The following is a 22,682-nucleotide window of genomic DNA, read 5'->3' as shown; positions in this document are numbered from 1 at the left end:
CGGTGCGGCGGGCACTCGTGGCGCAGGAGGCGACGCGGTGGGGTATGCCGGCGCGCTCTCGGCGGCCGCCGCTGCCAGGGCTGCGGAGCGGCTCATGCGGTTACGGCGAAGCTTCTCGCCGTGGCGTTGCTGAAGACCCCACCGGCGATGACGCTCGTGCTCACGACGAAATTCATCAGCGGCGGCTGAAAAGTTCCGCCGCGCGGTCCGGTCCCGCATCGCCGCCGATTCCGACCTGCCGAACAATGACAACTGTCCCACCGAAGAATTCTCCCGCACCCCGCCCCGAAACGCCCGTGAATGATCATGCCAACCTTTATTTCGGCGATACCGGGCCGGGCGGCAATTCCGGCGCGGCGTCACGTGCGTCGAAATAGGCGTCCGGGCCGGCGACAAGCAAACCGCCGAGCTGCGCCGCAGCGACCTGTCATGCCGCCGGTAAAGCGCGGCGAGTCCTGCCGGCCCCGCAGATCCATTCCGCTACGCGGGACAGAATCTAGACGCGGCCGCCGGAGGGGTCGCCGGACAGGCGCTGGGCGATGGCTATCGGGATGATCGAGAGGATCACCAGGGCCGTCGCCACCACGTTGACGATCGGGGCCTGGTTCGGGCGGAACAGGTTGTCCATGATCCAGATCGGCAGCGTCGTCGTCGACTGGCTCGCGGTGAAGCGGGTCACGATGATCTCGTCGAAGCTCAGCGCGAACGCCAGCAGCCCGCCGGCCAGCAGCGCCGTGCGCATCAGCGGGAACGTGACCCGCCAGAAGGTGGTGAAGCCGTCCGCGCCGAGGTCCATCGAGGCCTCCTCGAGGTCGCCGCCGAGGCGGCGCAGGCGGGCGATCACGTTGTTGAAGACCACCACGACGCAGAACGTCGCGTGGGCCACCACCAGGGTCATCATCGACAGCGGCACGCCCAGGACGGTGCGGAAGGCGTTGTTCAGGGCGATGCCGGTGACGATGCCGGGCAGCGCGATCGGCAGGATCACCAGCAGCGACACCGCCTCGCGGCCGAAGAAGCGGTGGCGCTGCAGCGACATCGCGGCGAGGGTGCCCAGGATCAGGGCGACCGCCGTGGACAGCAGGCCCACCACCACCGAGGTGCGCAGCGCCTCCAGCAGCCCGGCGTTGTGCGCGGCCCGTTGCCACCATTGCAGGGTGAAGCCGGCCGGCGGCCAGCCGAACGCGCGGTCGGAGTTGAACGAGTTGACGACGACCACGATCAGCGGCACGTACGCGAGCGCCAGGATGACGCCCGTGGCGGTGCGCAGCGCGATCCGGGTGCCGCGGGTCAGGTACATCAGAGGTTCTCCAGGGCGCCGGCCCGCCGGGACAGGAACAGATACACGATCATGACCACCACGGGCACGAGGCCGACGGCCGCGGCGAGGGGCTGGTTGTTGGCCGCGCCGATGTTGTCGTAGACGAGGTTGCCCAGGAACTGCTTGGTGCCGCCGACGATCTCGACCGCCACGTAGTCGCCGAGGGACAGCGAGAATGTGAAGATCGAGCCGGCGACCACCGCGGGAAAGGCGAGCGGGAGCACCACCGTGCGCAGCGTCCGGCCCGGCCGCGCGCCCAGGTCGCCGGCCGCCTCCAGCAGGGAGTTCGGCAGCCGTTCGAGGCCGGCGAAGATCGGCAGGACCATGTAGGGGAACCACAGGTACGCCAGGGTGCACACGGTGGCGGTCAGGCCGTAGCCGGGGGAGCCCAGGCCGAACGGCGCCCCGGCCCAGTCGATCAGCCCGCCGCCGCCGAACATGCTGCGCCACGCGTACGCCTTGACCAGGTAGGACGCCCAGAGCGGGAGCAGGATCCCGGCGACCAGCATCGGCTGCCAGCGTGGCGTGGCGACCTTGGCCATGAAGAACGCCACCGGCGCGGCCAGCACGGCGTCGATCACCGTGACCAGCGCCGCCACCCCGACGGTCCGCAGGGTGACCGACCGGTACACCGAGTCGGTCACCACGATGCGGAGGTTGTCGAGGGTCCAGACGCGTTCGATGTCGCCGGTGAACGTGTTTGTCGTCCACAGCGCGGTGACCAGCAACGCCGCCAGGGCGCCCAGGTAGGCGAGCCCGAGCCAGAGCAGCGGCGCGGCCAGCAGCAGCGCCAGCCGCCCGCGCGGCGAGCGGGTGAGCCGCGCCGAGAGCCGCCTGCGCGGGCCGTCCGGCGGCAGCGCGACGGTGCCGGTCACCCGCGCCTAGCCCTTGATCTCGGTCCAGGCCCGGGTCCAGGCCGCGTAGTCGGTGCACCGCGTGCCGGTGCGGCCGTCCAGGCACTGGGGGATCGGGGTGCTCCAATACCAGATCTTCTGCGCGTACGCGGCGTCGTCGGCGTGGTAGGTCGCGCAGTGCGACTTGTCGACGGTGTGCTCGCAGGCCTTGCGGTTCGCCGGCGCCTCGCCGAAGTACTCCGCGACCTGGGCGTTGGCCGTCGGGCTGATGATCCAGTTCAGCCACTTGTACGCGCAGTTCGGGTGCTTGCTCGCGGCCGCGACCATCCACGTGTCGGACCACCCGGTCGAGCCCTCGGCGGGCAGCACCGCCTTCACCGGCGCCTTCTCGGCGGTGGCGGTGTTGACGATGACCTGCCACGTCGTGCCGATGACGGAGTTGCCGCTCTTGAAGGACTGCACCTCCTTGAGGTAGTCCGACCAGTACTCGCTGACGTTGGCCTTCTGCGCCTTCAGCAGCTCCACGGCCGCCGCCAACTGCTTCTCGTCCAGCGCGTACGGGTTCTTGATGCCCAGTTCCGGCTTGGTGTTCATCAGGAACAGCGCCGCGTCGGCGATGTAGATCGGCGAGTCGTACGCGGTGACCTTGCCCGCGTACCTGGCGGCGTCGGTGAACACGGAGGACCAGGACGCCGGCGCCGGGTTCACCTTGTCGGTGCGGTACATGAGCAGGTTGGCGCCCCAGCCATGCGGCACGCCGTACATCTGGCCGCCGACCGAGTTCCAGGCCTTGTCCTTGAGGAAGTCGACGACGTCCGGGTAGTTGGGCACCAGGGTGGTGTTGACCGGGGCGACGTCGCCGGCGGCGATCAGCCGCAGCGACGCGTCGCCGGACGCCGACACCACGTCGTAGTCGCCGGCCTTCATCAGGGTCACCGCCTCGTCGGAGGTGCCGAACGTCTTCACCGTGGCCTTGCAGCCGGTCTCCTTCTCGAACGGCGTCACCCAGTCGACGGCGGGATCGTTGCCGCCGTTCTCCGCGTACCCGGGCCAGGCCAGGATCGAGACGGCGCCCTCGCCGGTGCCGAGCTGCTCGAGCTGGGGGATCTTCGGTGGGGTGAAGCCGGACGCGCCCGGCGCCGGAGCGCCGTCGCTGTCCCCGGACGACGTGCCGCAGGCCGCGGCGAGCAGGGTGACGGCGATCAGGGCCGTACCCCTGATCAGAAACCTCTCGTGGCGCATGATCGGGCCCTTCCGACGGGGGTGGTCAGCGGGGTGGGGCAGGTGCCTGCAGGGCGACGACGTCGCCGGGTCGGATACTGACGAGGACCTGCTCGCCGCGGCGCTGCCCGGCCGCGGCGGCGTCGGCCCCGGTGTTGGGCTCGCTCGCGGTGATCCGCGGCCCGGACTCGAGGTCGACCAGGTACCGGGTGGTCGCGCCGAGGTAGACGACCTCGGCGATGGTGCCCGCCGCCTGCCTCCCCGGCTCGGCCGTCGCCGGGGAGAGCCGGACCCGCTCGGGGCGCACCACGAACGTGCCCTCCAGGCCGATGACGTCGACGGCGGCCTGTCCGGTGAGGACCGTCGAGGCGCCGACGAAGCCCGCGACGAATTCGGTCCGCGGCTGTTCGTAGATCTCCGCGGCGGTGCCGACCTGTGCGATCCGGCCGTGGTTGAACACCGCGATCCGGTCGCTCATGGTGAGCGCCTCCTCCTGGTCGTGCGTGACGAAGACGAAGGTGATGCCGGCGTCGCGCTGCAACTGCTTGAGCTCGACCTGCATCTGCTGGCGCAGCTTGAGGTCGAGGGCGCCGAGCGGCTCGTCCAGCAGCAGGACCCTCGGCCGCACCACGAGCGCGCGGGCCAGGGCGACCCGCTGGCGCTGCCCGCCGGAGAGCTGCCCGGGCTTGCGCTCGCCGAGCCCGGCCATCCGCACCGAGTCCAGGGCCTGCTCGGCGCGCTCGCGGCGGGCCGTCCGGCCGATCCCGCGTACGGCCAGCCCGTACTCGACGTTCTGCCGGACGCTCAGGTGCGGGAACAGCGCGTAGTCCTGGAAGACCGTGGTCACGTCGCGCTGGAAGGGCGCGGCGGCGGTGACGTCGGCGCCGGCGAGCTCGATGGTGCCGGCGGTGGGCTGCTCGAAGCCGGCGATCATCCGCAGCACGGTGGTCTTGCCGGAGCCGGAGGGGCCCAGCATGGCGAAGAACTCGCCGTCGGCGATCTCGAGGTCCACTCCGTCGACCGCGACGGTGGGGCCGAAGGTCTTCCGCAGGCCGGTCAGTTTGATCGCCGGAGCAGTGTCCACGCAGGCCCCCGGGTCCATCCGGAATTCTGGCTACTGGTGCGAAAACCTATGGCTTTATAGTTCTGAGCACAAGCCTTTGAATGCCGGCGAGGAGGACACCGATGGCGGGCCGGGTCGTACCGCCCACGCACCGTGCGGTCTTCGCCCCGCTCACCCAGCCCGGCCGCGCCGAGGCGGTCACCCGGCGGCTGCGCGACGCCATCGTGCTGGGGGTGCTCGGCGACGGCGAGCAGTTGCCCTCCGAGGTCGACCTGGCCGAGGCGCTCGGCGTCGCGCCGGTCACCGCCCGGGAGTCGCTGCAGACGCTGCGCGACCTCGGCCTGGTCACCACCAGACGGGGCCGGGGCGGCGGCAGCTTCGTGCGCGCGCCCGCGAGCCCGGACGCGGTGCTGGTCCGGACCAGGCTGGCCGAGTTGTCGCTTGTCGACATCCGCGACTTCGGTGACTTCTACCGCGCGATCGCCGGCGCGGCGGCGGCGCTCGCCGCCGAGCGGGCCGCGGAGGAGGACCTGGCCCGGCTGCGCGAGGTCGGCGTACGCCGGGCGATGGACCCGGGCGGCTCCCGCCGGGCCGAGGCGCAGTTCCATCTCGAGGTCGCGGCCGCCACCCAGTCCGCCCGGATGACGCAGGAGGAATTGCGGCTGCAGGCCGAGTTCGGGCCGCTGCTGTGGCTGGCGATGGCCTCCGAGGACGGCCGGGAGCGGTCCGAGGCCGACCACGCCGGGATCGTCGACGCCATCGCGGCCGGCGACCGGGCGCGGGCGCGGGACTTGACAGAGGACCACGTCGGGCGTGCGATCAACTCGGTGGTCCGAGTGCGGCTGGAGTTGGTGGATGACTGAGGTCTTCGCGCGTCCGTCCCCGGCACTGGCCGCGGGCGCGATCGCCGCCGAGCTCGAGCGGCTCTGCGGCACGGTCTTCGGGCCGCTGCTGGTCCTGGCCGAGTCGGTGGCCGCGGCCCTCCCGGCGGGCCGGGCGCCGGTGCTCGCCGACCTGGGCGTGGTGCGCCCGGCGGCGGTCGCGGAGTTGCGCCGCGACGACGGGCTGGTCGCCGGCTGCGGGCTGGTCGCCGATCCCGGGCTGATCGCGGACGCGCCGTGGCACCTGGCCTGGTGGACCGCCGGCGCGGACCGGGAGGTCGCCCCGCTGCGGGTGGTGTCCGATCCGGCGTGCGACGGCTTCCGCGACTACACCGTGCTGGAGTGGTGGGCGGTGCCGCGGCGCACCGGGCGGCGGCACGTCACCGGGCCGTACGTCGACTATCTCTGCACCGACGCGTACACGCTGACCTTCACCGTGCCGGTGCGCGGCGCGGATGGCTCGATGGCGGCGGTGGTGGGCTCGGATGTCTACGTGGCCCGGGCCGAGCGGCTGCTGCTGCCGGCGCTGCGGGCATGCGGACGCCCGGCCACGGTGGTCAACCGGGCCGGGCGGGTGGTGGTGTCGACACTGCCCGAGCACGTGACGGGGTCGCTGGTCCGGTCGGTGCCGGCCGGCTGGGCCCGTCACGACGGCGGCGACGTGCCGTTCAGCGCGCTGGTGGGCGGGTGACGGTGGCGCGGCCGGGGCGCGCGGTCCGTCAGCCGGCCTCGATCTGGACGTAGTCGAGGTCGCCGGCGTAGTAGTCGCAGCCCACCTCGATCTGGTCGCAGCTCGGCTTGCCGCCGATGGTGAGCGGCCACGAGTTCGCGATCGTCCCGGTCCAGCCGGGCTTGCGTGCCACGACCGATCCGTCCACCGTCATCGCCAGCCCGGACCCGGTACGGGCGCAGCGCACCGTGTGCCAGCGGCCGTCGTTCACCCGGACCGGCGAGTGCACCAGGAGCGTGGTGGTAGAGCCGCGGAACAGGCATTCCGGCAGGCCGCCGGGAAGCTGCATCTTGTAGTTGCCGCCGCTGACCGTCGCCTGGCCCTTCTGGACGATGTTGCCGAACTTGTGCACCGTGCGGAGCCGGACCGTCAGCGTGAAGTCGCGGGTGCCCGGGTCCAGGTCGGATGAGTCACTCACGGTCACCAGGTGCCCGGGGTGCGTCGGCGGGGAGTCGGGCTCCAGCCGGTCGAAGCGGTAGCCGGTCGCGCCGCTGATCTGGGTGCCGGTGCCGACCTCGAGGCCGATCCGGCCGGTCAGCCGGTTGCCGCTGCTGTCCGCCATGGTCCGGGAGCCGGGCCACTCGTTCATGTTCCACAGGGCCACCTGGTGGCTCCACATTGTCGCCGGCCGATGCGCGGCGGTGCCCGGGCGGCTCCAGGCGGCGTTAGCCGTCGGCGCCGTACACAACAACATCGATACCGCCGCCATGGCGACGGTCAACGAGCGCCGACTCTTCACGGTTACCCCATCCTTCGAAGCAGATCTGATCATGCTAAGTGGCATTCTTCAGGGCAAAAGACATATTAAATAACGAATCGCCCGGACGAGGCGTCGACTTTCGGGCGATTATTCGACGAATATGGATCGATGGGTGTTGCGCCGAGTCCGATGCCACTACTATCCGTGTCTGTTGTGTTGCTCAGAGTCCGGCAGGAGTGCGGCGATGACAGACACCAGGCAACCGGGTGCGGCGCGGCCCTATCCGTTCAGTGATCCCGACCGGCTGAACCTCGACCCCCTCTACGCCAACCTGCGCAGGCAGGAGCCGGTCACCCGGGTGCGGCTCCCGTTCGGCGAGGAGGCCTGGCTCGCCACCCGCTACGCCGACGTCAGGACGGTGCTCGGCGACCCCCGGTTCAGCCGCGCCGCCAGCGTCGGGCGCGACGAGCCGCGCACCACGCCGCAGCAGATCGGCACCGGCATCCTCTCGATGGATCCGCCCGACCACAGCCGGCTGCGGCGCCTGGTCGCCAAGGCCTTCACCGCGCGCCGGGTGGAGCTGCTGCGCCCGGCCACCGTCGAGATCGCCGACGAGCTCGTCGACGCCATGATCGTGGCTGGGCCGCCGGCCGACCTGGTCGAGGCCTTCTCCACCCCGCTTCCGGTGCGGGTGATCTGCCGCCTGCTCGGCGTGCCCGTCACCGACCAGGGGCTGTTTCGCACCTGGTCCGAGGCGATCGTCTCGACCACGTCGCTGCCGCCCGAGCGGATCCTGGAATACCTGGGCAACATGCGCGCGTACATGGCGGGCCTGATCGCGGAGCGGCGCCGGACGCCGACCGACGACCTGATCGGCGCGCTGGTGCGGGTCCGCGACACCGGCGACGACCGGCTCAGCGAGCAGGAGATGGTCGAGCTCGCCGCCGGGCTGCTCGCCGCGGGCCACGAGACCACGGTCACCCAGATCTCCAACTTCGTCTACGTGCTGCTCACCAACCCCGAGCAGCTCGCGCTGCTGCTGGCACGCCCCGAGCTGGTACCCGCGGCGGTGGAGGAGCTGCTGCGCTACGTGCCGCTCGGCGCGGCGTCCGCGTTCGCCCGGTACGCCACCGAGGACCTGACGCTGAGCGGCGTACGGATCCGCGCCGGCGACCCGGTGATCGGCGCGGTGTCGTCGGCGAACCGCGACGGCGAGGTCTTCGAGGACCCGGACGCGCTCGACCTCACCCGCGGCGCCAACCCGCACCTGGGCTTCGGGCACGGCGTGCACCACTGCATCGGCGCGCAGCTCGCCCGGATGGAGCTGCAGGTCGCGCTCGAGACGCTGCTCGGCCGCCTGCCCGCCCTCGCGCTCGCGGTCGACGAGAAGGAGCTGGACTGGAAGTCCGGCCTGCTGGTCCGGGGACTGCGCACCCTTCCGGTGACGTGGTGAGCGACCGGGGTACCGCCTGGCGGCTGAGCGTCGACGCGGACACCTGCATCGGCTCGGGCATGTGCGCGGGCATCGCTCCCGGGCTGTTCACCCTGGTGCACGGCGTGTCCGTGGCGCGCGAGGCGCCGATAGCGCCGGACCCGGCGGCGGTCGACGCCGCCGAGTCCTGCCCGGTCGAGGCGATCTCGATCCGGGACGCGGCCGACGACCACCTCGTCGCGCCGGAACCGTAGACCGTCCACTGTGTAGGGAGCCGCGCCCGGTGCCGTAAAGTCTGTACCCGTTCGGTACGACGCAGCACCCGGTGACGAGGAGTCGGCCCCATGAACAGCTCAGACGACGTCGATCAGGCCGCCGTGGCGAAGATCGACCAGATGGTGCCGCACTCCGCCCGGGTCTGGAACTACTGGCTCGGCGGCAAGGACAACTTCCAGTCCGACCGCCAGGTCGGTGACCAGTTCGCCGACCTCTACCCCGACATCAAGGTGGTGGCCCGCAGCTCGCGCGGCTTCCTGACGCGGGCCGTCACCTTCCTGGCCGCCGAGCGCGGCATCCGGCAGTTCCTCGACATCGGCACCGGCCTGCCGACGGTGGACAACACCCACCAGGTCGCGCAGGCCGCCGCCCCCGAGTCCCGGATCGTCTACGTGGACAACGATCCGATGGTCCTCGCGCACGCCCGGGCGCTGCTGACCGGCACCCCGCAGGGCGCCACCGAATACCTCGACGCCGACCTGCGCGAGCCCGGCGAGATCCTCAAGCTGGCCGCGCGCACCACGCTGGACCTCTCGCAGCCGGTCGGGCTGATCCTGATGAACATCCTCGGCCACGTCCCCGAGCTTGCGCAGGCCCAGTCGATCGTGGCGCGCCTCCTCGACGCCCTGCCCTCCGGCAGCTACCTGGTCACCGCGGACGGCACCAACGTGCTCGACAAGGAGGCCTTCGAGCAGGCGATCGGGGTGTGGAACGCCAACGCGCCGCTCTCCTACCACCTGCGCACGCCCGAGCAGCTGTCGACCTTCCTCACCGGGCTGGAGGTCGTCGAGCCCGGGCTGGTCCCGTGCGCCCGCTGGCGCCCCCGCGCGCACGCCGCCCCGGAGGACCTGCGCGAGGTCGACGAGTTCGGCGCGGTCGCCCGCAAGCCCTAGGGCGGGCGCCCGCCCCCGAGACACGCATACCGGCGAGCTTGACACGAACGGCCGAACCTGTCTCCGAAGGCCCCGAACAGCTCTCGCGTATCGCCTGTTCAGGTTGGTAACATGCCGCGGATCGTGGCCAGGGCCCGGCGGAGACGCCGGGCTGTCAGCAACATCGCCGGTGCACCCGAACGCCCCGGGACTACCGTCCCGCCGGCACGAAGTCACCGCGGCGACCCGCACCGACGGAGGTCTCCTGTGACTGACAACCGGATGAAGGACCGTGTGAAAGTGATGCTGGGAACGTCGCCCGACGGGGCCACCTCGGAGCACGCGCTGGTTAACACCAACTCCGTGCCCGGCCTGCCGAACCAGGCGCTGCAGGTGCTCACGATGGCCCAGCGCACGGCCGAGGAGCACGTCGCCACCGCGCACCAGCAGGCCGACAAGATACGCACGGACGCGCTGGGTGCCGCCGAGCAGATCGCCCGGGACGCGCAGATCCACGCGCACAACGTGCGCCGCGAGGCGGACAAGGTGCTCTTCGACGCCCGCGCCGCCTCGGAGCAGAACGCGCGCGACGCCCGGGCCGCCGCCGAGGAGGCGCAGCGCCACGCCGAGAAGATCGTCGCGGACGCGCAGGCGCGGGCCGACGCCATCGCCGCGGAGGCGCGGGCGAACTCCGATCACCTGCGGGTGCAGGCGCAGCAGCGCTACGACGACGTCGTGGGCAGCCTGGGCAACAAGCGCGAGGCGCTGCAGGAGCAGATCGAGGCGCTGGAGCACTTCGACCGCGAGTACCGCGGCCGGCTCACCTCGTTCATGCAGGGCCAGCTGCGGGCGCTCTGGGTCGACCAGCCCCAGGTGAGCGGCGAGCTGGAGAACCCCGAGGACTCCCGCCCGGGCCGGCACGGCACGGTGATCGCCGACGAGCCCGCGCCGGCCCTTCGCCAGGAGGCGATGACCGAGCCGCAGCCCGAGGCCCAGGAGGAGCCCGAGGCGGAGGAAGACGAGGAGTAGCGGCCGCCGGCCTACCGGGAGAGCAGCCGCTTCTGGACCTTGCCCATCGCATTGCGGGGCAGTTCCGCCACGAAGCGGATCTCCCGGGGCCGCTTGTGCGCCGACAGCGTGCGCGCGACGAAGCCGATCAGCTCGTCCGCGCTCACCGCGTCACCCACCACGTACGCGGTGACCTGCTCGCCGAGGTCGTCGTGCGGCGTGCCGATCACCGCCGCCTCGCGCACGCCCGGGTGGGCGAGCAGCGCGTCCTCGACCTCGCCCGCGCCGATCCGGTAGCCGCCGCTCTTGATCATGTCCGTCGAGCGGCGGCCGACGATCCGGTGCCGGCCGTCCGGCGCGACGCGGGCGATGTCACCGGTGCGGAACCAGCCGCCGTCGGCGAACGACCGGGCGGTGACCTCGCGCTGACCGAGGTATCCGTCGAACAGCATCGGGCCGCGCACCCACAGCTCGCCGATGGACTCGCCGTCGGCCGGCACCTCCCGGCCCTCGTCGTCGACCACGCGGGTGGCGGCGCCCGCGACGGGGATGCCGACCTGACCGGGCCGGCGATCCGGGTCGTCCGCCCGGTTGCTCACGGTTATCAGGGTTTCGGTCATGCCGTACCGCTCCACCGGCAGGTGGCCGGTGAGGTCGCGCATCCGCTCGAAGACCGGCACCGGCAGGGCCGCGCTGCCGGACACCAGCAGCCGCGCGCCGGACAGCCGGGCGGCGGCTCCGGGCTGCGCGCAGATCCGGGACCAGACCGTCGGCACCCCGAAGTAGAGGCTTCCGCCCGCCGCCGCGTACGCCTCGGGGTTCGGCCGGCCGGTGTGATGCAGCCGGCTGCCGACCCGCAGGGCGCCGAACACGCCCAGCACCAGCCCGTGCACGTGGAACAGGGGCAGCCCGTGCACCAGCACGTCGTCCGGCTGCCAGGCCCAGGCGTCGGCGAGCGCGTCGAGGCCGGCCTCCACCGCCCGGTGCGAGACCACCGCGCCCTTCGGCGCCCCGGTGGTCCCGCTGGTGTACATGATCAGCGCGGTCGCCTCCGGCGGTGGCGCCGGGTGGCTGCCGGCGGAGCCGCGCCGCAGATCGACAGGCACGGTACGCAGGGCGGCGGGCGGGTGCCCGGCGCCGGCGAGCAGCACCTCGGCGCCGGAGTCGCGCAGGATGTGCGCCGCCTCCGCCTCGCCCGAGTCGGGCGGCAGCGGCACCACGGCCGCGCCGCCGAGCAGCGCGCCGACCATCGCCACCACGGTCTCCGCGGTGGCGGTCGCGTGCACCGCGACGACCGCCGCGCCCGCCACGTCGTCCGCGACCGCCGTGGCCGCGGCGAGCAGCCGTTCGGCGGAGAGCGTCTGCGTGCCGATCCGGATCGCGTCGGCGCCGGACATCGTGGGCCGGGTCAGACCGGCGATCAGTCGCATCCCGCGAGGCTACGCCGGGCACGCCTCAGATCGCGGAGAGCGCGACCGAGATCGCGAAGCCGGCGACGACCACCGGCCCGGTCAGCACGCCCTCGACCGCGTACGCCTCCGGCAGCATGGTGTCGGCCAGCATCGCCAGCAGCGCCCCGGCGGCGAACGCCTGCACCAGCGCGCTGACCAGGCCACCGGCCGGGTCCAGCACGAGGTAGCCGGCCGACGCGGCGAGCCCGGAGACCGCCACCACCACCAGCCACATCACGACGACGCGGCCCCTCGGCCAGCCCGCCGCCTTGAGCCCGCTGGAGGACGACATGCCCTCGGGCAGGTTCGAGAGCGCGACCGCGGCGAGCAGCGGCAGGCTCACCCCGCCCTGCAGGACCGTGAGGCCGAGCACGAAGGACTCCGGGACACCGTCGAGCACCGAGCCGAGCACGATCGCCAGCGGCGAACCCTGCGCCTGCGCGCCCGACGGGTCCTTGCGGTGGCCGCCACCGCGGCGCGACAGCAGCCAGTCGCCGGCGGCGAAGACCGCCGCGCCCAGCAGCAGGAACAGCGCGACCCAGCCCACCCGCCCGGATTTCATCGCCTCCTCGACGAGTTCGAACGAGACCGAGCCGATCAGCAGCCCGGCGCCGAGGGCCATCACGGCCGCGATCACCCGGCGGCCGGGCGAGAGCAGGTAGGCGATCAGGGCGCCGATCAGCAGCGCGGAGGCGCCGAGCGCGCCCCACCAGAAGGCCTCAAACACGTGATCTCTCCCGCATCGGTCCGATCCTGCACCGCGAGCGCCGCCGGGGGATCCCCTGCCGAGGATGATCACCCCATGGCGGTGTCACCGCGCGGACCTGGCGGGGACCGCGCGGTGACGTCGGCGGCGTCCGCCTATCCCGCTTCGGCCGCCGACATCGGCGGGGTGAAGCGGTCACCGTACAGCTTCGCGAGCTCGGCCGCGCGGGCCGCGAAACCCGCCGGCCCGCCCGGGTACTGCCGGACGTAGCGCAGCACCCCGCCGGTCCAGGCCGGGAAGCCGATGCCGAGCAGCGAGCCGATGTCGCCGTCGGTCTCCGAGCGCAGCACGCCCTCGTCGAGGCAGCGCAGCGCGTCCAGCGACTCGGCGAACAGCAGCCGCTCCTGCAGGTCGGCCAGGCTCACCGCGCGGCCCTCGGCGGTCGCCATGTCGGCCAGGCCGCTCCAGAGCCGGCCGCGCCGGCCGTTCTCGTAGTCGTAGAAGCCGCTTCCCGCCGCCCGCCCGGCCCGGCCGAGGCCGTCCAGCAGGTCGACGACGCCGTGCGACGGCAGGCTCGCGAAGTCCGCGCCCTGCGCCGCCTCGAACTGGCGGCGGATGCGCCTCATCAGGGTCAGCGAGACCTCGTCGGCCAGGGCGAGCGGGCCGGTCGGGTAGCCGGCCTGCAGCGCCGCCTGCTCGATCGACGGGGCCGGCACGCCCTCGGCCAGCATCCCGATGGCCTCGTCCAGGAAGCGGCCGATCACCCGGCTGGTGAAGAAGCCGCGGCTGTCGTTGACCACGATCGGGGTCTTGCCGATCCGCACGCCCAGGTCGAAGGCGCGGGCGAGGGCCTCGTCGCTGGTCTGCTCGCCGACCACGATCTCCAGCAGCGGCATCCGGTCGGCCGGGGAGAAGAAGTGCATGCCGATGAAGTCCGCCGGCCGGGCGACGCCCGCCGCCAGGCCGGTGATCGGCAGCGTCGAGGTGTTGGACGCGAGCAGGGCGCCCGGCGCCAGCACCGGCTCGACCTCGGCGAACACCACGCGCTTGAGCTCGGGGTCCTCGAAGACCGCCTCGATGACCGCGTCGCAGCCCGCCAGCGCGGCCACGTCCGTGGTGGTCGTGATCCGGCCCAGGATCGCGGCGGCCCGTTTCGGGTCCAGCCGGCCGACCAGCTTCTCGGCGTAGGCCCGGCCGCGGGCGGCCGCCTCCTCGGTGACGTCCTTGAGCACCACCTCGAGGCCGGACCGGGCGCACGCGTACGCGATCCCGGCGCCCATCATCCCCGCGCCCAGCACCGCCACCCGTTTCGCCGGGGCGACCTCGACGGCCGGCCGGCCCGCGCCGCCGTTGACGGTCTTGAGGTCGAAGAAGAAGGCGCCGATCATGTTCTTGGCGACCTGGCCGGTCAGCAGCGTGATCAGGTGCCGGGTCTCGACCGTCAGCGCGGTGTCGACGTCGACCTGCGCGCCCTCCACCGCGGCGGCCAGGATCGCCTCGGGCGCCGGCATCCGGTTGCCCTTGAGCTGCTTGCGCAGGTTCGCCGGGAAGGCGGGAAGCTGCGCGGCCAGCGACGGGCTCGAGGGGGTGCCGCCGGGCATCCGGTAGCCGGGCCGGTCCCACGGCTGCGCCGCGTCCGGGTGCTCGGCGATCCAGGCCCGGGCCCGGGCGAGCAGCTCGGCGGGGGTGGCGACGACCGCGTCGACGAGCCCGGCGGTGAGGGCGTCGGCCGGGCGGAACTGCCGCCCGGTCAGCAGGACGGTGGTCAGGGCCGTGGCCAGACCCATCATCCGTACGGTCCGGGTGACGCCGCCCGCGCCCGGCAGCAGCCCGAGGGTGACCTCCGGGAAGCCGAGCCGCGAGCCCGGCGCGTCCAGGGCGATGCGGTGGTGACAGGCGAGCGCGATCTCGAGGCCGCCGCCGAGCGCGGAGCCGTTGACCGCCGCGACCACCGGGCGGCCCAGCTTCTCCAGCCGGCGCAGGTCGCCCTTGATCGTGGTGAGCAGCGCGGTGACCTCGGGCGCGTCCGCCGGCGTCACCTTGATCATCTCGGGCAGGTCGCCGCCGGCGAAGAACGTCGGCTTCGCGCTCGTGACGATGACCCCGGTGATCGTGTCGCGTTCGGACTCCAGCCGGTCCACGACCGCGGTCATCGACGCCGCGTACGCGCGGTTCATGGTGTTCGCGGACTGATCGGGGTCGTCGAGGGTGAGCGTGACGACGCCGTCCGGGTCGCGGTGGTACGCGATCGTGGTCATGACGGTGTCTCCTTCGTCGTGCCGGTTGCGCTCGGTCACGACACGCGCTCGATGATGGTCGCGACGCCCATGCCGCCGCCGATGCAGAGGGTCACCAGCGCCCGGCGCAGGTCGCGGCGCTCCAGCTCGTCGAGGACGGTGCCGACCAGCATGGCGCCGGTGGCGCCGAGCGGGTGGCCGAGCGCGATCGCCCCGCCGTTGACGTTGACCTGCTCGGGGTCCAGGCCGAGGTCGCGGATGTACTTGAGCACCACCGCGGCGAAGGCCTCGTTGATCTCGAAGAGGTCGATGTCGGCGACGGTGAGCCCGGCGGCCGCGAGGGCCTTGTGGGTGGCCGGGATCGGGCCGGTGAGCATCAGCGTCGGGTCGGCGCCGCTGACCGCGGCCGAGACGATCCGGCCGCGGGGGGTGAGCCCGAGGTCGTGGCCGACGGTGTCGGAGCCGATCAGCACCAGCGACGCACCGTCCACGATGCCCGAGGAGTTGCCGGCGTGGTGCACGTGCTCGACGGCCTCCAGCCAGTGGAACTTCTGCAGCGCCACCGCGTCGAAGCCGCCGGCGTCGCCGAGGCCCGCGAAGGACGGCCGGAGGCTGCCGAGGCCGGCCCGGGTGGTGTCCGGCCGCATGTGCTCGTCGGTCGCGAGGATCACGCCGCCGGTGCGGTCACGCACCGGCACCACCGAGCGCGCGAAATACCCGCCGGCCCAGGCCTTGGCGGCCCGCTCCTGCGAGCCGATCGCGTACGCGTCGACGTCGTCGCGGCCGAAACCCTCCAGGGTGGCGATCAGGTCCGCGCTGATGCCCTGCGGCACGAACGACGTGGCCAGGGCGGTCTCCGGGTCCATCGCCCAGGCGCCGCCGTCGGAGCCCATCGGCACCCGCGACATCGCCTCGACCCCGCCGGCCAGGATCAGGTTGTCCCAGCCCGAGCGCACCCGCGCCGCGGCGGTGTTGACCGCCTCCAGCCCCGAGGCGCAGAAGCGGTTCAGCTGCACGCCGCCGACGTGGTCGGGCAGGCCGGCCAGCAGCGCGGCGGCGCGGGGCAGGTCACCGCCCTGCTCGCCGATCGGCGTCACGATCCCCATCACGAGGTCGTCGAGCCGGTCGGTGTCCAGTCCGGGCAGCCGCTCGCGCAGCGCCTCGATCAGGCCGGTGACCAGCGAGATCGGCTTGACCCCGTGCAGCGCACCGTTGTCGCGGCCGCGGCCGCGCGGGGTGCGGACGGCGTCGTAGACATACGCCTGGCCGTCAGAGGGCACGGGCGATCAGCTCCTTCATGATCTCGTTGGTGCCGCCGTAGATCTTCTGGGCACGCGCGTCGGTGTACATCTGGGCGATCGGGAACTCGGTGGTGTAGCCGTAGCCGCCGAACAGCTGCAGGCAGCGGTCGATGACCTCGCACTGGCCGTCGGTGAGCCAGTATTTCGCCATGGCGGCGGTCGACACGTCCAGCTCGCCGCGCACGTGCCGGGCGATGCAGTCGTCGACGAAGACCCGGCTCGCGCGGGCCCGGGTGGCGCACTCGGCGAGGACCATCCGGGTGTTCTGGTGCCCGATCAGCGGCTTGCCGAAGGCGGTGCGCTCCTTCGCGTACGCCACCGTCAGCTCGACGGCGCGCTCCATCGCCGCCACCGCGCCGACGCCGATCACCAGGCGTTCCTGGGGGAGCTGGCGCATCAGCTGGACGAAGCCGAGGCCCTCGGCCGCGCCGAGCAGGTTGGCGGCCGGCACCCGGAGGTCGTCGAAGAACAGCTCGGCCGTGTCGTTGCCGCGCAGGCCGATCTTGGAGATCAGCCGCCCGCGCCGGAAGCCCGGCCGGTCGTCGCCGGTCTCGCAGACCAGCAGGGAGACCCCGGCGGCGCCCTGGGACGGGTCGGTCTTGACGGCCAGGATGACGATGTCGGCCAGGCCGCCGTTGCTGATGAAGGTCTTCGCGCCGCTGACCACGTAGTCGTCGCCGTCGCGCACCGCCCGGGTCCGCATCGCCTGCAGGTCGGAGCCGCCGTCCGGCTCGGTCATCGCGATCGCGCCGATCAGCTCGCCGGTGCACAGCCCGGGCAGCCAGCGCCGCTTCTGTTCCTCGCTGCCGTAGGCGACGAGGTAGCCGGTGACGATGCCGCTGTGCACCGCGAGCCCGAGGCTGCTGTCGCCCGAGCGGGCCTGCTCATGCAGCATCACGGCCTCGTGGGTGAAGTCGCCGCCGCCCCCGCCGTACTCCGCGGGGACCGAGAGGCCGAGCAGGCCGAGCTCGCCGGCCCGGCGGTAGTGCTCGCGGTCGGGATGACCCTGTTCGAGCACCCGGGCGGCGTGCGGCAGCACCTCCTTGGCGAAGAAGGTGCGGACCAGGTCGGCGAGCTCGTCGTGCTCAGGCTCGCGCCAAGTGGTGGGTCCCGGCTTCGGCATGGTTCCCACCTTGGCCAGTTATTGGCGGGCTGTCAATAGTTCGGCGCAGCGCTCGGGATCGTCCGCGAACGGCAGGTGCCCGCAGCCCGGCAGCAGCACGTGCCGGGCGTCCGGAAGCTCCTCCCGGGCCCGCCGCGCCTGGCCGCGGTGCGGCAGCACCACGTCGCGGGTACCCCAGGCGATCGTCACCGGCATGCCGGCCAGGCGGGCGGGGTCGGCGCCGACCGGGAGCCGCCACACGCCGAACGCCCGGCGGGCCGCGGCGAAGCCCGGCGCGGCGGACAGCGCCCGCGCGGAGTCCAGGCAGTCCGCCGCGGACACCCGGCCCGGGCGGCCGTAGAAGATCGAGCAGAGCGCCGCGCGGCCCGGCCGGGTCGCGACGATGCGGGGCAGGGCGGGGGAGAGTGCCGTGCTCAGCGCGCGGGAGCCGCCGAGAACCGCCTGGCACCACCGCCGGCCCGCCGGGCCCCAGAAGCCGATCGGCGCGAACGCGGTGACCGACCGGGCCAGCCCGCGCCGGCCCAGCTCCAGGGCGATGCCGCCGCCGAGCGAACTGCCCGCCAGCTCGGGCGACTCGACGCCGAGCTCGTCGAGGAACCGGGCGACCAGGTCGGCGAGGTGGTCCACCGATCCCGGCACCACGTCCGGGCCCGGTGGCGCCCAGAGCGGGGACTCGCCGAAGCCCGGCAGGTCGAGCGCGATGACCTCGCGATGCCGGGCCAGGTCGCCGAGCATCGGCTCCCAGACCTGGCGGCGGCTGCCGAGGCCGTGGAGGAGCACCAGTACGGGACCGCTACCGCGTCGTTCGTGGGCCAGCATCGCCCCACCCCTTTGTTGACAGGCCGACAACAAGGGGCCACGGTAGCTCATGGCGTACGACTACGACGTGCTGATCATCGGCTCGGGATTCGGTGGCGGGGTCAGCGCGCTGCGGCTGACCGAGAAGGGCTACCGGGTCGGCGTGCTCGAGGCCGGCCGCAGATTCACCGACGAACAGTTCGCGAAGACCTCCTGGCGGCTGCGCGACTACGTGTACGCGCCCGCGTTCGGCTGCTACGGCATCCTGCGGCTGACCCTGCTGCGCGACGTGCTGGTGATGTCCGGCGCCGGCGTCGGCGGTGGATCGCTCGGCTACGCCAACACCCTCTACGAGCCGCCGGACGCGTTCTTCGCCGACCCGCAGTGGGCGTCCATCACCGACTGGAAGACCGAACTGGCGCCGTACTACGACCAGGCGACCCGGATGCTCGGCGTCGTGACCAATCCCGTGGAGACCTTCGCCGACGGCGCCCTGCGCGCGGTCGCGGACGACCTCGGCGTCGGGCACACCTTCCGGCGTACCCCGGTGGGTGTGCTCTTCGGCGACGCGCCCGGCGCCGAGGTGCCCGACCCGTTCTTCGGCGGCGCCGGGCCCGCCCGGCGGACCTGCACGGCGTGCGGCGCCTGCATGACCGGCTGCCGGGTCGGCGCGAAGAACACCGTCGTGAAGAACTACCTGTACCTGGCCGAGGCGGCCGGCGCCGTCGTGCACCCGCTGACCACGGTGACCTCGGTGACGCCGCTCGCCGGGGGCGGATACGCGGTCGACACCCGCGGCACCGGCGGCCTGCGCCGCAGGCGACGGTTCACGGCCGAGCAGGTGATCTTCGCGGCCGGCGCGCTCGGCACCCAGCGGCTGCTGCACCGGATGCGCGACCGGGGTGCGCTGCCCGCCGTCTCGCCGCGGCTCGGCGAGCTGAGCCGGACCAACTCCGAATCCATCCTGGGCGCCCGCACCCGCCGGCGGGACCTCGACGTGAGCCGCGGCATCGCCATCACCTCCTCCATCCACCCCGATCCGGTCACCCACGTCGAGCCGGTGCGGTACGGCCGCGGCAGCAACCTGCTCGCCCTGATGTCCACCGTGCTCGTCGACGACACCGGCGGGCGGCGGCGCTGGGTGGCGGGCCTGCGTGAACTGGCCCGCGGCTGGCGTGACCTGCGGCTGCTCGTCTCGCCGCGGCACTGGTCGCAGGAGACCATCGTGCTGCTGGCGATGCAACCGCTGGACAACTCGGTCACCGTCTACACCAGGCGCGGGCGGCTCACCACCCGCCCGGGCGTCGGCGAGCCCAATCCGGCCTGGGTGCCGGCCGCGCACGACGTCGCCCGCCGCGTCGCCGAGAAGATCGACGGAGTGCCGCTCGGCGCGGTCACCGAACTCGTCGGCCGGCCGGTGACCGGCCACTTCATCGGCGGCTGCGCGATCGGCGCCGACCCGCGGACCGGCGTCGTCGACGCGTACCACCGGCTGTACGGCCACCCCGGCCTGCACGTGATCGACGGCTCGGTGGTCGCCGCGAACCTCGGCGTCAACCCGTCGCTGACCATCACCGCGCTCGCCGAGCGGGCGGTCGCGCTCTGGCCCAACGCCGGCGAACCGGACCCACGCCCGGCGCCGGGCGCACCGTACGCCCGGGTGGCGCCGGCGCCGCCCCGGCACCCGGCCGTCCCCGCCACCGCCCCGGCGGCCCTGCGGCTCGGCGGGGCACAGGCCACCGGGTGAGGTGCCGTGCCCGGCTTTGCGGAGACAGGCCGACGGGTGAGATGTTCGTGCCCGGACGTCTCACCGCGGCCGTTCCGCGGGTCGGCGGCGGATAGGGTCGGCGGGTGACTGTCGACGCGGCGCAGGTGCGCAGAAGGCTGGAGCCGGACGTCCGGCGCGGGCAGATCCTGACCTGCGCCGTGCGGTTGTTCGGCGAGCGCCCGTACGCAGAGGTGTCGACCACCGACATCGCCCGCGCGGCCGGGGTGGCCCGCGGGCTGATCAACCACTACTTCGGCACCAAGAAGGACCTCTACCTCGAGGTCATCCGGGTGATGCTGACCATCCCGGACGTGGCCGTCGAGCGGCTGCCGGCCGGCGACCTGCGGGCCCGGGTGGACGCCAGCGTGGCCTGGTTCCTCGACGTCGTCTCCCGGCACAGCACCTCGTGGCTGGCCGCGGTGAACGCCGGCGGGATGGGCCGCGACGCCGACGTCGAGCGGGTGCTGGCCGAGGCCGAGGACGCCGCGGCGGACAGCGTGCTCGTCGCCGTCGGGCTGGCCGAGGTGGCCGAGCACCGCGAGGAGCTGCGCGGGATGATCCGCGCCTACCTCGGCCTGGCCACCGCCACCGCCAAGGAGTGGCTCAAGCGCGCCGCGCTGACCCGGGCGCAGGTGCACCTGCTGCTCGCGACGACGCTGCTGGCCATCGTGGAGCAGGTCTTTCCGACCATCGTGACGCCGGCCCGCTGAGGCTATTGGCAACCTGCCAACAGATTGCTAACGTTCGGCACCATGACGGCCACCCGCGGTGGCGCAGCCACCTCCGCGCTGCGTAGGTTCGGCAGCTCCCTCACCCTCGCCGAGCGGCCATGACGGCCCAGCCGCGGGTGGCGATCATCGGCGCCGGCTTCGGCGGGGTGGCGGCCGCCGCCGGGCTGCGCGAGGCCGGGTTCACCGACGTGGTGCTGCTGGAGAAGGCGGACCGGATCGGCGGCGTGTGGCGCGACAACGCGTACCCCGGTTGCGCCTGCGACGTGCCCGCGCCGCTGTACTCGTACTCGTTCGCGCCGAATCCCGGCTGGTCGCGCCGGTTCCCGCCGCACGAGGAGATCCTGGCCTATCTGGACGGCTGCGTCACCCGCTTCGGCCTGCGCGACAGCGTGCGGCTCGGCACCGAGGTCACCGACGCGGCCTGGGACTCCGAGCGGGGCCACTGGCGGCTGCGCACCGCGGCGGGCGAGGAGATCGTCGCCGACGTGCTCGTACCCGCGGTCGGCCAGCTCTCCCGGCCGATCGTCCCGGAGATCCCCGGCGCCGAGCTGTTCCGCGGCCCGGCGATGCACACCGCCCGGTGGGACCCGGACCTGCGGGTCGAGGGCAGACGGGTGGCGGTGGTCGGCACCGGCGCCAGCGCCATCCAGCTCGTTCCGGCGATCGCCGGGCGCGCCGAGCGGGTTCTCGTCTTCCAGCGCAGCGCGCCCTGGACGCTGCCCAAGCCCGACCGCCGGTACGGCTCGCTGCGCCAGGCCGCCTACCGGCGGCTGCCCGCCCTGATGGCGGCGTCCCGCGCGGGCACCTGGGCGATGACCGTGTTCACCGGCTCCGCGGTGCTCGGCAACCGGACCGCCGGGGCGTTCCTGCGCGCCGCCTCGCGGGCACAGCGCCGGTGGCAGGTCCGCGATCCGCTGCTGCGCGCCCGGGTCACGCCGGACGAGCCGATGGGCTGCAAGCGGGTGCTGTTCACCAGCGCCTGGCTGCCCGCCCTGGCCCGCGCCGACGTCGACCTGATCACCGAGAAGATCGTGGGCGTGACGCCGGACGGGATCCGCACCGCCGACGGCGTCGAGCACGCCTGCGACGTGCTGGTCTACGGCACCGGCTTCGCCGCCACCGAGTTCCTGGTGCCGATGCGGGTGACCGGTCGCGGCGGCGAGCGGCTCGAGCGGGTGTGGCGCGACGGCGCGTACGCGTACCTGGGCATGGCCGTGCCCGGATTCCCGAACATGTTCCTCGTCTACGGGCCCAACACGAACACCGGCAACACCTCGGTCGTCTACTTCCACGAGGCGCAGGCCCGCTACATCGTCCAGGCGGTGCGGCGGCTCGCGGCGGGCGCCGCGCCGCTGGAGGTACGCCCGGAGGTGGCCGCCGCCTACGACGCGGAGCTGCAGGGCCGGCTCGCGGGCAGCGTCTGGACCGCCTGCCAGAGCTGGTATCGCAACGCGAGCGGGCGCGTCGTCACCAACTGGCCCGGCATGGCGGGGGAGTACCGCCGCCGGACCGCGCGGCTGCGCCCCGCCGACTTCGGCTGAGATGCCGTTGTCAGGACGAGGCGGCGGCGGCCGGCGCCGGGACGCCGAAGCGCAGCTGGAAGTCGGCCAGGGTGACGGTCAGCAGGGGACGCCGCCCGGCGAGGTAACCCAGCGGCCCGTCCGCCTCGACCCGCCAGGTGGAGCCGCCCAGCCGCAGCCCGGCCCGCCCGCGCACCGTGGTGCGCTTGATGTCGCCGTCGAGCGCCTGCACCACGGACATCGGTGCCGGCCAGCGGCCGGGCAGCCGCCATCCGGCGCCGAACGACACCGCGGCGATCCGGCCGCTCCCGATGCTCGCGGTCCCCTCGGTGCGGCCGTCGGGCGCGGTGCGCACGTCCAGGTCGGCCAGGTCCTTGGGGATGCCCCAGAGCTCGCGGCCGCCGTCGCGGGACGCCACGCTGTCGACCCAGATCTCGGTGATGCTGACTCCGGGCCGCCGGCCCTCGTGCACCAGGACCGCCGACAGCAGCTCCTGGTATTGCAGGATGCCGCCCGGCTCGTAGCGCACCCAGGCGGCACCGACGAGCGCATGCCTCCCGAACGGCAGCGGCCGCACCGCCCCGGCGAGAGGATCGGGCAGCGCGGGCACGGCGGCGCGCGGCACGGCGAAGACCGACAGGTGCAGCTGGCCGCGCAGGTCCCATGGCTCCGGCGGATACATGGCAGGC

The 22,682-nt window shown here is 73.3% G+C and carries 22 protein-coding genes; 10 read left to right on the top strand and 12 right to left on the bottom strand.

Annotation, left to right across the window (positions count from 1 at the left end):
* The coding region (locus AB0F10_RS22710; protein WP_360628282.1) for a hypothetical protein at positions 1-189 on the top strand (189 nt) is incomplete at its 5' end.
* Between the two features lie 307 nt (positions 190-496).
* Here the strand turns inward: AB0F10_RS22710 and AB0F10_RS22705 are convergent.
* Genes AB0F10_RS22705 through AB0F10_RS22690 form a run of 4 tightly spaced genes read right to left on the bottom strand, consistent with a single transcriptional unit; the run spans position 497 to position 4,480 of the window.
* Positions 497-1,300: an ABC transporter permease gene (locus tag AB0F10_RS22705; protein ID WP_360628279.1), complete on the bottom strand. Its 804-nt coding sequence runs from the start codon at positions 1,298-1,300 to the stop codon at positions 497-499.
* Positions 1,300-2,196, bottom strand: a complete 897-nt coding sequence (locus tag AB0F10_RS22700) for an ABC transporter permease (protein WP_360628276.1) — start codon at positions 2,194-2,196, stop codon at positions 1,300-1,302. The genes AB0F10_RS22705 and AB0F10_RS22700 overlap by 1 nt, the downstream gene beginning before the upstream one ends.
* Positions 2,197-2,202: 6 nt before the next feature.
* Positions 2,203-3,417 (bottom strand): ABC transporter substrate-binding protein, encoded by a 1,215-nt coding sequence (locus AB0F10_RS22695; protein ID WP_360628273.1) that lies wholly within the window; start codon positions 3,415-3,417, stop codon positions 2,203-2,205.
* A gap of 25 nt (positions 3,418-3,442) precedes the next feature.
* Positions 3,443-4,480 carry an ABC transporter ATP-binding protein gene (locus AB0F10_RS22690; protein ID WP_360628270.1) on the bottom strand — a complete coding sequence of 346 codons (1,038 nt, stop codon included), beginning with the start codon at positions 4,478-4,480 and terminating at the stop codon, positions 3,443-3,445.
* 101 nt (positions 4,481-4,581) lie between these two features.
* Here AB0F10_RS22690 and AB0F10_RS22685 point away from each other — a divergent pair, with 101 nt between their 5' ends.
* Entirely contained in the window at positions 4,582-5,322 is a 741-nt protein-coding gene (locus AB0F10_RS22685) for an FCD domain-containing protein (RefSeq protein ID WP_360628267.1), read from the top strand.
* The gene (locus AB0F10_RS22680) at positions 5,315-6,031 is read left to right on the top strand and encodes a cache domain-containing protein (protein WP_360628264.1); all 717 of its coding nucleotides are present in this window, start codon (positions 5,315-5,317) and stop codon (positions 6,029-6,031) included. Before AB0F10_RS22685 ends, AB0F10_RS22680 begins: the two co-directional genes overlap by 8 nt.
* A gap of 28 nt (positions 6,032-6,059) precedes the next feature.
* Here AB0F10_RS22680 and AB0F10_RS22675 read toward each other — a convergent pair whose 3' ends face one another.
* Complete coding sequence (locus AB0F10_RS22675; RefSeq protein ID WP_360628261.1) at positions 6,060-6,674, bottom strand: laminin G domain-containing protein; 615 nt, start codon at positions 6,672-6,674, stop codon at positions 6,060-6,062.
* Positions 6,675-7,014: 340 nt separating this feature from the next.
* Between AB0F10_RS22675 and AB0F10_RS22670 the strand changes: the two genes are divergently transcribed.
* The 4 genes from AB0F10_RS22670 (at position 7,015) to AB0F10_RS22655 (ending at position 10,379) form a co-directional block, all read left to right on the top strand.
* Positions 7,015-8,223 carry a cytochrome P450 gene (locus AB0F10_RS22670; protein ID WP_360628258.1) on the top strand — a complete coding sequence of 403 codons (1,209 nt, stop codon included), beginning with the start codon at positions 7,015-7,017 and terminating at the stop codon, positions 8,221-8,223.
* Entirely contained in the window at positions 8,220-8,456 is a 237-nt protein-coding gene (locus tag AB0F10_RS22665) for a ferredoxin (protein ID WP_360628255.1), read from the top strand. Before AB0F10_RS22670 ends, AB0F10_RS22665 begins: the two co-directional genes overlap by 4 nt.
* 90 nt (positions 8,457-8,546) lie before the next feature.
* The gene (locus AB0F10_RS22660) at positions 8,547-9,371 is read left to right on the top strand and encodes an SAM-dependent methyltransferase (protein WP_360628252.1); all 825 of its coding nucleotides are present in this window, start codon (positions 8,547-8,549) and stop codon (positions 9,369-9,371) included.
* A 282-nt stretch (positions 9,372-9,653) separates the two neighbouring features.
* Complete coding sequence (locus tag AB0F10_RS22655) at positions 9,654-10,379, top strand: hypothetical protein (RefSeq protein WP_360628285.1); 726 nt, start codon at positions 9,654-9,656, stop codon at positions 10,377-10,379.
* 11 nt (positions 10,380-10,390) lie between these two features.
* On the opposite strand, the gene AB0F10_RS22650 is transcribed toward AB0F10_RS22655, so the two are convergent.
* The 6 genes from AB0F10_RS22650 to AB0F10_RS22625 all read right to left on the bottom strand — a co-directional run bounded on the left by AB0F10_RS22650 (position 10,391) and on the right by AB0F10_RS22625 (position 17,995).
* Positions 10,391-11,788, bottom strand: a complete 1,398-nt coding sequence (locus tag AB0F10_RS22650; protein WP_360628249.1) for an acyl-CoA synthetase — start codon at positions 11,786-11,788, stop codon at positions 10,391-10,393.
* 25 nt (positions 11,789-11,813) lie between these two features.
* Positions 11,814-12,536: a ZIP family zinc transporter gene (locus AB0F10_RS22645; protein WP_360628246.1), complete on the bottom strand. Its 723-nt coding sequence runs from the start codon at positions 12,534-12,536 to the stop codon at positions 11,814-11,816.
* A 134-nt stretch (positions 12,537-12,670) separates the two neighbouring features.
* Positions 12,671-14,773 carry a 3-hydroxyacyl-CoA dehydrogenase NAD-binding domain-containing protein gene (locus AB0F10_RS22640; protein WP_360628243.1) on the bottom strand — a complete coding sequence of 701 codons (2,103 nt, stop codon included), beginning with the start codon at positions 14,771-14,773 and terminating at the stop codon, positions 12,671-12,673.
* 35 nt (positions 14,774-14,808) lie between these two features.
* On the bottom strand, positions 14,809-16,032 hold the full coding sequence (locus AB0F10_RS22635; RefSeq protein WP_360628240.1) for an acetyl-CoA C-acetyltransferase: 1,224 nt from the start codon (positions 16,030-16,032) through the stop codon (positions 14,809-14,811).
* Positions 16,022-17,176, bottom strand: coding sequence for an acyl-CoA dehydrogenase family protein (locus AB0F10_RS22630; protein ID WP_360628237.1), 1,155 nt, complete (start codon positions 17,174-17,176; stop codon positions 16,022-16,024). The genes AB0F10_RS22635 and AB0F10_RS22630 overlap by 11 nt, the downstream gene beginning before the upstream one ends.
* 18 nt (positions 17,177-17,194) lie before the next feature.
* Complete coding sequence (locus AB0F10_RS22625) at positions 17,195-17,995, bottom strand: alpha/beta fold hydrolase (RefSeq protein WP_360628234.1); 801 nt, start codon at positions 17,993-17,995, stop codon at positions 17,195-17,197.
* A gap of 49 nt (positions 17,996-18,044) precedes the next feature.
* Between AB0F10_RS22625 and AB0F10_RS22620 the strand changes: the two genes are divergently transcribed.
* The 3 genes from AB0F10_RS22620 to AB0F10_RS22610 all read left to right on the top strand — a co-directional run bounded on the left by AB0F10_RS22620 (position 18,045) and on the right by AB0F10_RS22610 (position 22,014).
* Entirely contained in the window at positions 18,045-19,721 is a 1,677-nt protein-coding gene (locus tag AB0F10_RS22620; RefSeq protein WP_360628231.1) for a GMC family oxidoreductase, read from the top strand.
* Between the two features lie 104 nt (positions 19,722-19,825).
* Entirely contained in the window at positions 19,826-20,452 is a 627-nt protein-coding gene (locus AB0F10_RS22615; protein WP_360628228.1) for a helix-turn-helix domain-containing protein, read from the top strand.
* A gap of 119 nt (positions 20,453-20,571) precedes the next feature.
* Complete coding sequence (locus AB0F10_RS22610) at positions 20,572-22,014, top strand: NAD(P)/FAD-dependent oxidoreductase (RefSeq protein ID WP_360628225.1); 1,443 nt, start codon at positions 20,572-20,574, stop codon at positions 22,012-22,014.
* Positions 22,015-22,024: 10 nt separating this feature from the next.
* Here the strand turns inward: AB0F10_RS22610 and AB0F10_RS22605 are convergent, their stop codons facing one another.
* Positions 22,025-22,675 carry an acetoacetate decarboxylase family protein gene (locus tag AB0F10_RS22605; protein WP_360628222.1) on the bottom strand — a complete coding sequence of 217 codons (651 nt, stop codon included), beginning with the start codon at positions 22,673-22,675 and terminating at the stop codon, positions 22,025-22,027.
* Between the last annotated feature and the right edge of the window lie 7 nt (positions 22,676-22,682).

It is taken from the genome of Actinoplanes sp. NPDC026623, from assembly GCF_040638275.1.
GTDB lineage: Bacteria > Actinomycetota > Actinomycetes > Mycobacteriales > Micromonosporaceae > Actinoplanes.
The sequence above is the reverse complement of the archived record's forward strand: the minus strand, read 5'-3'. Positions and strand labels throughout refer to the sequence as shown.

Bases quoted from the DNA above. Each gene is read 5' to 3' on its own strand.
- AB0F10_RS22620 (WP_360628231.1), top strand. From the start codon at position 18,045: ATGGCGTACGACTACGACGTGCTGATCATCGGCTCGGGATTCGGTGGC.
- AB0F10_RS22670 (WP_360628258.1), top strand. From the start codon at position 7,015: ATGACAGACACCAGGCAACCGGGTGCGGCGCGGCCCTATCCGTTCAGT.
- AB0F10_RS22630 (WP_360628237.1), bottom strand. From the start codon at position 17,176: ATGCCGAAGCCGGGACCCACCACTTGGCGCGAGCCTGAGCACGACGAG.
- AB0F10_RS22655 (WP_360628285.1), top strand. From the start codon at position 9,654: ATGCTGGGAACGTCGCCCGACGGGGCCACCTCGGAGCACGCGCTGGTT.
- AB0F10_RS22605 (WP_360628222.1), bottom strand. From the start codon at position 22,675: ATGTATCCGCCGGAGCCATGGGACCTGCGCGGCCAGCTGCACCTGTCG.
- AB0F10_RS22695 (WP_360628273.1), bottom strand. From the start codon at position 3,417: ATGCGCCACGAGAGGTTTCTGATCAGGGGTACGGCCCTGATCGCCGTC.
- AB0F10_RS22610 (WP_360628225.1), top strand. From the start codon at position 20,572: ATGACGGCCCAGCCGCGGGTGGCGATCATCGGCGCCGGCTTCGGCGGG.
- AB0F10_RS22680 (WP_360628264.1), top strand. From the start codon at position 5,315: ATGACTGAGGTCTTCGCGCGTCCGTCCCCGGCACTGGCCGCGGGCGCG.
- AB0F10_RS22685 (WP_360628267.1), top strand. From the start codon at position 4,582: ATGGCGGGCCGGGTCGTACCGCCCACGCACCGTGCGGTCTTCGCCCCG.
- AB0F10_RS22650 (WP_360628249.1), bottom strand. From the start codon at position 11,788: ATGCGACTGATCGCCGGTCTGACCCGGCCCACGATGTCCGGCGCCGAC.
- AB0F10_RS22660 (WP_360628252.1), top strand. From the start codon at position 8,547: ATGAACAGCTCAGACGACGTCGATCAGGCCGCCGTGGCGAAGATCGAC.
- AB0F10_RS22625 (WP_360628234.1), bottom strand. From the start codon at position 17,995: ATGCTGGCCCACGAACGACGCGGTAGCGGTCCCGTACTGGTGCTCCTC.
- AB0F10_RS22705 (WP_360628279.1), bottom strand. From the start codon at position 1,300: ATGTACCTGACCCGCGGCACCCGGATCGCGCTGCGCACCGCCACGGGC.
- AB0F10_RS22640 (WP_360628243.1), bottom strand. From the start codon at position 14,773: ATGACCACGATCGCGTACCACCGCGACCCGGACGGCGTCGTCACGCTC.